This is a genomic window from Wolbachia endosymbiont of Drosophila nikananu, assembly GCF_028981865.1.
GTDB classification, from domain to species: Bacteria; Pseudomonadota; Alphaproteobacteria; order Rickettsiales; family Anaplasmataceae; genus Wolbachia; species Wolbachia pipientis_B.
This window is the reverse complement of the sequence record NZ_JAPQLL010000065.1, coordinates 1-9212: the sequence shown is the minus strand read 5'-3', so window position 1 is coordinate 9212 and position 9212 is coordinate 1. Positions and strand designations below refer to the sequence as shown.

Annotated in this window: 11 protein-coding genes; 7 read left to right on the top strand and 4 right to left on the bottom strand. The window is 33.0% G+C overall.

Going from position 1 to position 9212, the window contains the following annotated elements; genetic code table 11:
* Positions 1-264: 264 nt before the first annotated feature.
* Together OZD67_RS04490 and grxC are read right to left on the bottom strand one after the other, a co-directional pair.
* Positions 265-1137 (bottom strand): hypothetical protein, encoded by an 873-nt coding sequence (locus OZD67_RS04490; protein WP_182183121.1) that lies wholly within the window; start codon positions 1135-1137, stop codon positions 265-267.
* 115 nt (positions 1138-1252) lie between these two features.
* Positions 1253-1591, bottom strand: a complete 339-nt coding sequence (grxC, locus tag OZD67_RS04485; protein ID WP_182183119.1) for a glutaredoxin 3 — start codon at positions 1589-1591, stop codon at positions 1253-1255.
* Positions 1592-1659: 68 nt separating this feature from the next.
* Between grxC and ribF the strand changes: the two genes are divergently transcribed.
* From ribF to OZD67_RS04465, 4 genes are read left to right on the top strand one after another with little or no spacing between them, the layout of a single operon-like run.
* Positions 1660-2592 carry a riboflavin biosynthesis protein RibF gene (ribF, locus tag OZD67_RS04480; protein WP_182183118.1) on the top strand — a complete coding sequence of 311 codons (933 nt, stop codon included), beginning with the start codon at positions 1660-1662 and terminating at the stop codon, positions 2590-2592.
* Positions 2589-3065, top strand: a complete 477-nt coding sequence (lspA, locus tag OZD67_RS04475; protein ID WP_182183116.1) for a signal peptidase II — start codon at positions 2589-2591, stop codon at positions 3063-3065. The genes ribF and lspA overlap by 4 nt, the downstream gene beginning before the upstream one ends.
* A 29-nt stretch (positions 3066-3094) precedes the next feature.
* Complete coding sequence (locus tag OZD67_RS04470; RefSeq protein ID WP_182183114.1) at positions 3095-4435, top strand: M16 family metallopeptidase; 1341 nt, start codon at positions 3095-3097, stop codon at positions 4433-4435.
* Positions 4422-5732 carry a M16 family metallopeptidase gene (locus tag OZD67_RS04465; protein WP_182183113.1) on the top strand — a complete coding sequence of 437 codons (1311 nt, stop codon included), beginning with the start codon at positions 4422-4424 and terminating at the stop codon, positions 5730-5732. The genes OZD67_RS04470 and OZD67_RS04465 overlap by 14 nt, the downstream gene beginning before the upstream one ends.
* Before the next feature lie 2 nt (positions 5733-5734).
* On the opposite strand, the gene purN is transcribed toward OZD67_RS04465, so the two are convergent.
* Entirely contained in the window at positions 5735-6301 is a 567-nt protein-coding gene (gene purN / locus OZD67_RS04460; protein WP_182183111.1) for a phosphoribosylglycinamide formyltransferase, read from the bottom strand.
* Positions 6302-6511: 210 nt separating this feature from the next.
* On the opposite strand from purN, the gene OZD67_RS04455 reads away from it, so the two are divergent.
* Positions 6512-6928, top strand: a complete 417-nt coding sequence (locus OZD67_RS04455; RefSeq protein WP_182183109.1) for a hypothetical protein — start codon at positions 6512-6514, stop codon at positions 6926-6928.
* Here OZD67_RS04455 and OZD67_RS04450 read toward each other — a convergent pair.
* Positions 6921-7442, bottom strand: a complete 522-nt coding sequence (locus tag OZD67_RS04450) for a Na+/H+ antiporter subunit E (protein WP_182183108.1) — start codon at positions 7440-7442, stop codon at positions 6921-6923. The genes OZD67_RS04455 and OZD67_RS04450 overlap by 8 nt on opposite strands.
* A 96-nt stretch (positions 7443-7538) precedes the next feature.
* Here OZD67_RS04450 and smpB point away from each other — a divergent pair, with 96 nt between their 5' ends.
* Together smpB and lgt are read left to right on the top strand one after the other, a co-directional pair.
* Positions 7539-7988 (top strand): SsrA-binding protein SmpB, encoded by a 450-nt coding sequence (smpB, locus tag OZD67_RS04445; protein WP_182183106.1) that lies wholly within the window; start codon positions 7539-7541, stop codon positions 7986-7988.
* Between the two features lie 6 nt (positions 7989-7994).
* Positions 7995-8786: a prolipoprotein diacylglyceryl transferase gene (lgt, locus tag OZD67_RS04440; protein ID WP_182183104.1), complete on the top strand. Its 792-nt coding sequence runs from the start codon at positions 7995-7997 to the stop codon at positions 8784-8786.
* The last annotated feature ends 426 nt before the right edge of the window (positions 8787-9212 follow it).

The following is a 9212-nucleotide window of genomic DNA, read 5'->3' as shown; positions in this document are numbered from 1 at the left end:
AAAAAATTAAAAATAAGACGCCAACTACGTTGTTTTCTTGCTGTTTAATCTGCACAGATGAAGATAACTGAATACCTTCACTATCATGATAAGGGGGCTGGTGGAGTTTGTCAAGTAAGTTTTTTCGTTTCTGCGGGCTACTTGAATAGCGGCTACAATGTTTGTACAGCTATGTATATAGTGCTGGAACCAAAAAAAGAACCAAGTAGCTTTGCTACTTGGATGACAGAAGGTATACAAGAAGTCTATTGGCCCTCGTATACCTTAATGAAATTTAACAAGTTTATCTATAGTTTTAGTGATGATTCTTGGAGTATCCGGAGAAACTGCTGAGCTCAGCTTATTTAACTGCTCTATAGCAAACTCGCTATTCTCATTTGTTATGAAATCACATAAAATATTTTCTATGTCCTTAGTAATACTTTCATGCTTTCTCAGAGGATGATTATGTGGATACCTACTGATGGTTTTGATACTGGAATACTCAACAAAAGCTTGATCTTTAAAAGCAAGTTGTCTCAATTTCTCTTTGAATTTTCCTTCTTCCTCTTTTGCTAAAAGGTGAGACTTTATCAGTGATTTTATAATCAAATTTATAGCTTGATGTATTTCAGAATGCACTATAACTTTAATGGTATTTTCTTCTACTATACAATCATAAATATTTTTTTTGCTCTGTAACGACTCTATTAATGTCCTGCTACTTTGTGAATTTAATTCCAAATTCTCTTCACTCATAGGAGTTATTATGAAGGTGTTCTTACTCACTCTGATGTTAAATTGTGGAGAGCCTTCAGAAAAAGAAAATGCTACATTCTTAGATTCAAGTGCGTGATTGTATGCAGCAAAAAGGGTGTGTGCTATAACACTGCTGGGCACCTTCATTCCATGTTTACTCAGGTGGTTCAATACATTTTCAACCTCATGATATGTAAAGTCTGTATCTTTTAGCAATTCAACAACTTCTTTGCCGTTGTGCTGTTTATACTCTATTCTCACTTCTTCTGTAAAAAGTGTTTTAGCTGCTATATGTTTATCAAGCACTGTAAAAATCTTGATGAAATTCTCTAAATCTTGTTTGTTAACTAATTCGATACTAATTAAGTTTCTGCTAATAATTGAAATATTTTTTGTCATTTTTTCCCACTAAAAAAACTCACTAAATGAATTGTATTTTTAATTCATTAAGAATTGTTTAAAGTGAGCATACTAGTTTTCATTTACGTATTACACGACAAAACAAGATAAAAAGTTACATAAAATCATCGTGTAGTACAACGCCTTCTTCATATTCGTCATTGTTACTTGTGTAGGTTGTGACATCAATGTAACTGTCATTATTATTTAGCATATCATCCAACTTTTCTTCTTTTTCAAGATCCATCAATTTGTCACACCCCCCAATGTGCTTATCGTTAATAAAGATCTGTGGAACTGTTCTAACGTTATACTTTGATTTTATGTCGTTAAATAGATCTGAGTTTTTGAGCACATCGATTTCTTCATATTCCACACCTTTTCTATCTAGTAAATCCTTTGCCTTTATGCAGTATGGACAGCCCTTCTTTACATATATCACAACATTTTTCACAATTTATCTCCGTAGCTTACTAAAATATAGTTATTATATATAAGAAACATGTAAAAACATCAAATTGTATGAAAATTATTTATAATTGTGAGCAAGGGATAGAAAATAATATAGCACTAACCTTCGGAAATTTCGATGGCATTCATTTAGGACATGAATTTGCAATTTCCACTCTAAAGAAGGTAGCACAAGAAAGAGGATTACCCTCTGCAGTTTTAACTTTTGAGCCTCACCCATCAACTGTTTTATTTGGTAGAAGCAATTTTAGGTTAATAGACCAAGAACAAAAAAAGGAACTAATCAGCAGCTATGGTATAGATTACTTGTATATTATTAATTTTAGTAGAGGTTTTTCTGAGGTTAGCTGCGATAACTTTATCAGTGAGATTTTAATAGATAAATATGGCGCTAAACACATAATTGTCGGAGAAAATTGCACTTTTGGTCATAAACGATTGGGTGATATATTAACTCTAGAGAAATATTCTGAAACATATGGATACTCTTTGACTAAATTAGAGCCATTAATAATTGACGGCAAAATTTGCTCTTCTTCTTCAATCAGAGAGTATGTACAAAGGGGCGAAATAGAAATTGCTAATAAATTACTTGGTAGACCTTATCAAGTTTCTGGTGTTGTGACAAAGGGTGCGTGTAGAGGTAGAGAAATAGGATTCCCAACCATAAATATTCCTATAGAAGATTGCATGATAAAACCAAAATTTGGTACATATTACGCTAAAGTGATGTTTTCTTATAATAACCCAAATTGGTTATATGGAGTAGTCAATATTGGTATGAGACCTACATTTAAGGATCTGAAAAAGCCTATAATAGAAATGCACATATTCGATTTTGATGAAGACGTATATAATCATAAAGTTAATATACAACTTTTAAAATTCATAAGGTCAGAAAAAAAATTCCATAGTATTGAGGAGTTAACAAAACAGATAAATTATGATATACTTAAAGTTTATAGGTTAAAGGCAAATTTATGAAAAAGTTATGCTTAATTGTTATATTAATTATAGTATTGATTGACCAAACGAGCAAATTGTACATAAACTCATTGATTGATGAGGGAGAATCAATTGAGATCGCTAGCTTTATAAAGCTAGTTGAAGTTTGGAATTCAGGCATTAGTTTTGGAATGTGTAGCGCTTTACCGCATGGCGGTTTCTTTTTTTCAGCATTTTCAATACTAATAATTGGTATACTTGCATGCTTGATATACAAGTCTGATGATCAGTTAACTTACCTTGGTTTTTCTCTGATGATTGGTGGAGCAATCGGAAACGTAGTTGATAGGATTTATTGGGGAGCTGTGTATGATTTCATATATTTTCATATTGATGATTGGTATTGGCCAGCTTTTAATTTAGCGGATTTATCTATAGTTTGTGGAATGTTCACATTGTTATATAAGTGGTATATATACGATATGTTTATTTCTAAACAAAATGAGGAATAAAATAATTGTTTTTATATTAGGTCGAAATAATGCTTCATAAGTTTTTTAGTTTTCTTATACTACCTGCACTCTTTTTTACTTACCCAATTTCTTTGAAGGCTTTGAGCATAGAGCACGACATAAAACATGCTAAACTCAGTAACGGACTAGATGTCTATGTTGTTCATAATCACCGGATTCCAGCCGTTTTACATGCAGTAATATACAAAGTTGGGGGAATGGATGATCCAATTGGCAAAGCAGGATTGGCTCACTACTTTGAACATTTAATGTTTGAAACTACAGGGAAGTTCACAGATATAGAAGCCACTATGAGTAGCATTGGGGCCCAGTTTAATGCGTTTACTACTAAGGAATATACCTGTTACTACGAATTAGTCCTTAAAAATGACTTACCACTGGCAATGGAAGTTGAAGCAGACAGAATGGGCAATTTTAATGTTACTCAAGATAAAATAGAAAGAGAAAAAAACATTGTACTGGAAGAGAGGAAGATGAGATTTGATAATCATCCTCACGCTTTGTTATGGGAAGAAATGGATAGTGCATTTTACCGTACTGGCTATGGCAGGTCTGTTATTGGCTGGGAGAGCGATATCACAACTTACAATCAGGATGACATAACGAGGTTTCATGATAACTATTATCACCCCGGCAATGCAATATTACTGATTGTGGGTGATGTGGAACTTGATGAAGTAGTGAAATTAGCAGAAGAAAAATATGGCGAAATTAAAGCTAAGCCTGTAATGAGACATTACCCAAATCAGGATCCAGTGCATAATGCAGGTTTATCGGTGATTTTAGAGAGCACTGAAGTAAAAGAACCAGTTTTATATTTTCGTTATCGTGTTTCTTTATTTAAGCACACAAGTGAAACCTCTGCTGCTCATTTAGCGGTTGACATTTTAGGTGGCGGCAAATCCAGCAAACTGTATAAAGATTTGGTTTTAGATAAAGATGTGGCAGTATCAGTATCTGCTTATTACAATAGTTTAACTTTTAGTGATGGCTATATTGATATTCAGGTCATTCCAAAAAGTGGGGTTAATTTAGGTGCTGTTGAAAGAGAATTAGAAAATTCTATTAATAATTTTATGTCCACAGGAATAACAAGCGAGGAATTGCAAAACTCGAAGTATAGGTACAAGGCAGCACAGTTTGATAATTTATCCAGTTTAAATAGTATAGCATTTTTTTATGGCTCACACTTAGCGCTTGGTATTCCACTTGATGAAATAGATATTTCATATAGCAAAATCAATAATGTCAATCTAAAGGATGTAAATAATAAAATCCGTGCTATTTTTTCTGCTAATAAATTAGTCGGTCGTTTGCTACCAAAAGGAGGTAATAATGAAGATAAGTAAACTTGTATTTCTACTTTTTTTCTGTCTAAGCTTTAATTTACAAGCAAGTGGTAACTTAAATATAGAGGAGGTCACTACCCGTAAAGGATTTAAGTTTCTATTTGTTGAAAGCTATGACTTACCAAAAGTTTCGATAAATATCTCATTCAAAGATGCAGGTTATGTGTATGAAAATTCGGAAAAACAGGGACTAGGTTGGTTTACTTCTCTTATAATTCAAGAAGGGGCAGGAAAAAATGATGCCAGAGATTTTGCGAAAAAGCTTGAAGATAAAGGGATTAGTTTAAATTTTATTGCTGGTTTAGAAGCATTTAGGGTTTCATTAAATACTTTGTCTGAGAATCTAGAGGATGCAATTTCGTTACTAAGCGACGCTATAATACGTCCTAAAGTTGACTCTGAAGGGTTGAATAGAGTTTTCGAGAAAGCCAAAGTTGATTTTAATAATCTTGAAAAAAATCCTTTTTTTGTTGCCGGAGAAGAATTGAATACGTTATTGTTTAAAAAGCACCCCTACTCAAGAAGCAAATATGGTACTGTTGACACTATAATGAGCATTACCAGAGATGATGTTCTAACGTACATAAAACGTAATTTTACTAAAGATAACATAGTTATCAGTGTTGCTGGTTGTGCAAAAAAAGAAGAAATTATTACATTATTAGATAAATATTTATCTAAATTGCCGTCAAAAAGATCAAAAGTTAGAAAAATACCTGTGAAAAATGATTTTGGTCCTGCAGAGAATAAAAACATTTTTATGGATATACCACAAAGTGTGATACTTTTTGCTCAAAAAGGCATAGCTTATGAAGATCCAGACTACTATAATGCTCAAGTCTTGATTAATGCGCTTGGCAGCATGGGGCTGAATTCAATATTAATGAAAGAACTGAGGCAAAACTCAGGCATTACTTATGGTGTTTATGCGAGTATTATTCTCAATAAACATGGGAACATTATGATTGGAAGTCTTAGTACTGATAGTTCTACTGCCAGTCAATCAATATCAGCGGTAAAAGATACATTTAGCAGGATAAAAAAGGAAGGAATTGATGAGCAGTTGTTTCGGGATACAAAAATTAGTATGGTAAATTCCTATGTTTTCTCTATGTTTAATAATAACAACATAGTTGCAAAACTAAATAATATTCAGACAAACAACCGCGATATTAACCATATAAATGATTTTGTGAGCTATATTAATGACGTTAAATTAGAGAAAGTAAACGAACTGGCAAGCTCTTTACTGGAACCCGAAAATTTATTTTTTGTTGAAGTTGGAAAAAACACTTAAGGTCAATAATTAATATTTTCTGCTATTGATCTTACTGCTTCTACATAACACTTATGCTCCTTAGCTAGAATGCGTTCTGAGAGGCTTTGAATATCATCAGCTGGTAACACTGGCACAGCAACTTGAGCAATTATGGCTCCAGCATCAATTTCAGGAGTGACGTAATGTACAGTACAGCCTGCGATTTTTACTCCTGCTTTTAGAGCTTGCTCTTGAGCATTTAGGCCCTTAAAGGACGGAAGTAGAGAGGGATGAATATTTATTACCTTGTTATTCCATTTACTGAGAAAATTAGCTTGCAGGATTCTCATAAACCCTGCAAGGCAAATTAAATCAACCTTATGTTGAACAAATATTTCGTGAATTTTATCAGCATCAAGTGGTTTATCTCTAACAATAAACGCTGGCACTCCTGCTTGTTCTGCTATTTTTAGGCCAGCAGCTTCGCTATTATTTGTGATAGCGCACACAACTTCTGCAGGAAAATTACGATTTTGACATGCCTCTATCAAGGCCTGCATATTTGATCCCCTGCCTGAAATTAGTATCCCAAGTTTCACCTTTTTCATTTTGTGCAATTGATTTGGTGAATGTTAACAAAATAACTCAAAAAGTAAAGCTATTTCAGAGCGTAGCTAGCCTAAATCAACTTTAATGTTTGGATATCGTACTATTTTATATAACATGTCATTATGAATATATATTTTTATGATTGCGTTATCATTTATTTAACAAAGTATTAGTATAATCTATCTACTGGATTAAACGGAGAAAGTTGAATGAGTAAATTACCGAACAATGCAAAAATAGGTAAATCTCAGGTTACTCAGTGGGAGGTAATAAAAAATTGTGAATATGCTGATAATTGCTTATCAAAAATAGTAACTTTATACGTTATTAGAATAACTAAGCTATCAGATTTTTATACAAATGACGAACCTGAAATTAACACTGTTTTAGCAAGAATAAGCGTGACAAGTGAAAATGTATTTTTAAACAAGGCTACTACTATTGAAGTTATGGAAGGTATTTTTCCGTATAAATTCAACAGCAAGAAGAGAAATAACATACTAAGGTTAGAAGATTTATATAATTATTTATGTTCTATTGTTAACAATAGCCTTCCAAAAGAGATGCTTGAAAGTCTTGTAAGGGAATATAAGGATGCTGTTAACTTATTTAAAGCAATTACTTAACTGAACGTAGTATTTTTAAGATTTTATTTTCTATTTCAGAAATGCCGCTTTCAAGATCTTTATCTATCAGATACATGGTAGAGAAATATGTTTTCTGCTTACTTTCAACATTGATAGTTAAAGTTCCAGGAGTGATTGTAACCGAATTGGCAAATAACGCAATGCTTTCATCATTATGCCCTTTGCATTTTCTTAGGATAATGATTGGCTCAAGCTTAGATTTGAGTCGTAGCACCTTTTTTGTTACATAAACACTTGATAAAATGATTTGGTACATTAACCATGGTATATAACTTACTAACTTATAAAACGACAGTCTACTCGTACCATTTAAAATCTGGCTAAGAGCTCTTTCAGCGTTTATCAACCTTCTAAAGATAAATAATGTGAATATAGAGGAAAACACTCCACAAAAAATAAAAAATGGCTCAAAACAACCAGACAATACAGTCCATAGAGAAAATAAAATTAAAAATGATAGAGAAAAAAACTTGATTTTTTGCCTAAGGTTCATGGTTTGCAGTATAACTTAAATGATTTTTTAAGGAAAGATATATTATGAATTAAGTTAAAAACTCTGTAATATATTGAAGCTTAAAGATCTTTAGATATGGAAATTATTGCAGAAAATAGAAAAGCAAGATTTGAATATTTCATCTTAGAAGAATTTGAAGCGGGTATGGTCTTATTAAGCAGTGAAGTTAAATCGCTAAGAGAAAGAAAAGTGAATATTTCCGACGCTTACGTTATCGAAAAAAATAGTGAAATATGGCTGCATAATATGCATATTGCAGAATATAAAGCTGCGAACAAAAAAAATCATAAGCCGAAAAGGAAGCGTAAATTACTTTTGCATAAAAAGGAGGTAAATAAACTAATTGGTCAAATCAAGACCGCTGGGATAACTGTTGTGCCGCTTTCGATCTATTTTAATGATAAAGGATTTGCAAAAACTAAAATTGCCATTGTAAAAGGAAAAAAACTCTACGATAAGAGAGCAACCATAAAACAGAGAGAGTGGGATCGTGAAAAAAGTAGATTGTCTAAGAATAATTTATAGCAAAATATGTCTTTAAATCCAGTAATTTTCAGTATCGGGCCTGTTTCTATATATTGGTATTCCTTAGCTTACGTTTTGGGTATAGTGTTTGCATATTGGTATTTACACAAGCTAGACGACCAAAAAATATTTACTAAGAATTTTTACGATTCGCTATTAACAGCCACTATTGTAGGCATTATCCTTGGAGGTAGACTTGGCTACGTATTGATATATGATCCAGTTCTTTATATAAGCAACCCTATTGAGATATTGAAGACCTGGGAAGGGGGAATGTCATTTCATGGTGGTGCTATAGGAGTTTTGCTTGCAGTAATAATTTCGTGTAAAAGACATAACATTCCTATATTTTATGCACTGGACCTAGTTTCTTGCGGAGTTCCCATAGGTTTATTTTTAGGTCGCATAGGCAATTTTATAAACGGAGAGTTATTTGGCAGAGTTACAACTATGCCATGGGGTATGGTATTTCCAGAAAGTGGTGATAATTTGCTGCGTCATCCAAGCCAGCTTTATGAGGCACTTTTTGAAGGCCTGCTACTTTTTGCAGTTGCAAATTCACTGTTTTTCTTGACTAGAATAAGACTGTATCACGGTGCGTTAACTGGTATTGCAGTTATGTGGTATGGAATAGTACGTTTTTTCGTTGAGTTTTTTCGCGAACCAGACTATCAAATTGGCTATTTGTGGCTTGATTTAACTATGGGACAGTTGCTTTCCATACCTATGGTTTTGCTAGGAATGCTTGTATATCTAGGCGCATTAAATTTAAAATTTAATACGAAATCTGTTACATAGAGGAAAGGTGAGTTTAATAGAAAAATGTAGCTAGAAACCCTACATCATGCACAATTGTACGAATTTTCTGCGTTGTAGTAGAATGAATGTGAGATCTGGTGTCATTCCAGCGTGTGACGCTAGGCCATAAAACTTGCTTGACAAGCTCCACCAGCCCCCTTATCATGAAACTGAAGGTATTCAGTTATCTTCATCTGTGCAGATTAAACAGCAAGAAAACAACGTAGTTGGCGTCTTATTTTTAATTTTTTGCACTATGTGCACCTTATGTCTTCACAATATTTCTAGGTTCTTACCTACACAAGCTGAAACGCGCTTATAAGTCGTTTAAGACAGTATAGTACGCCAATTTGCAGGATTAGAGAGTGACAACTAGCTAACACGGGATTTCTTTTGCCTTTTTTTCTGCTTAGTAAATTTCTTAAA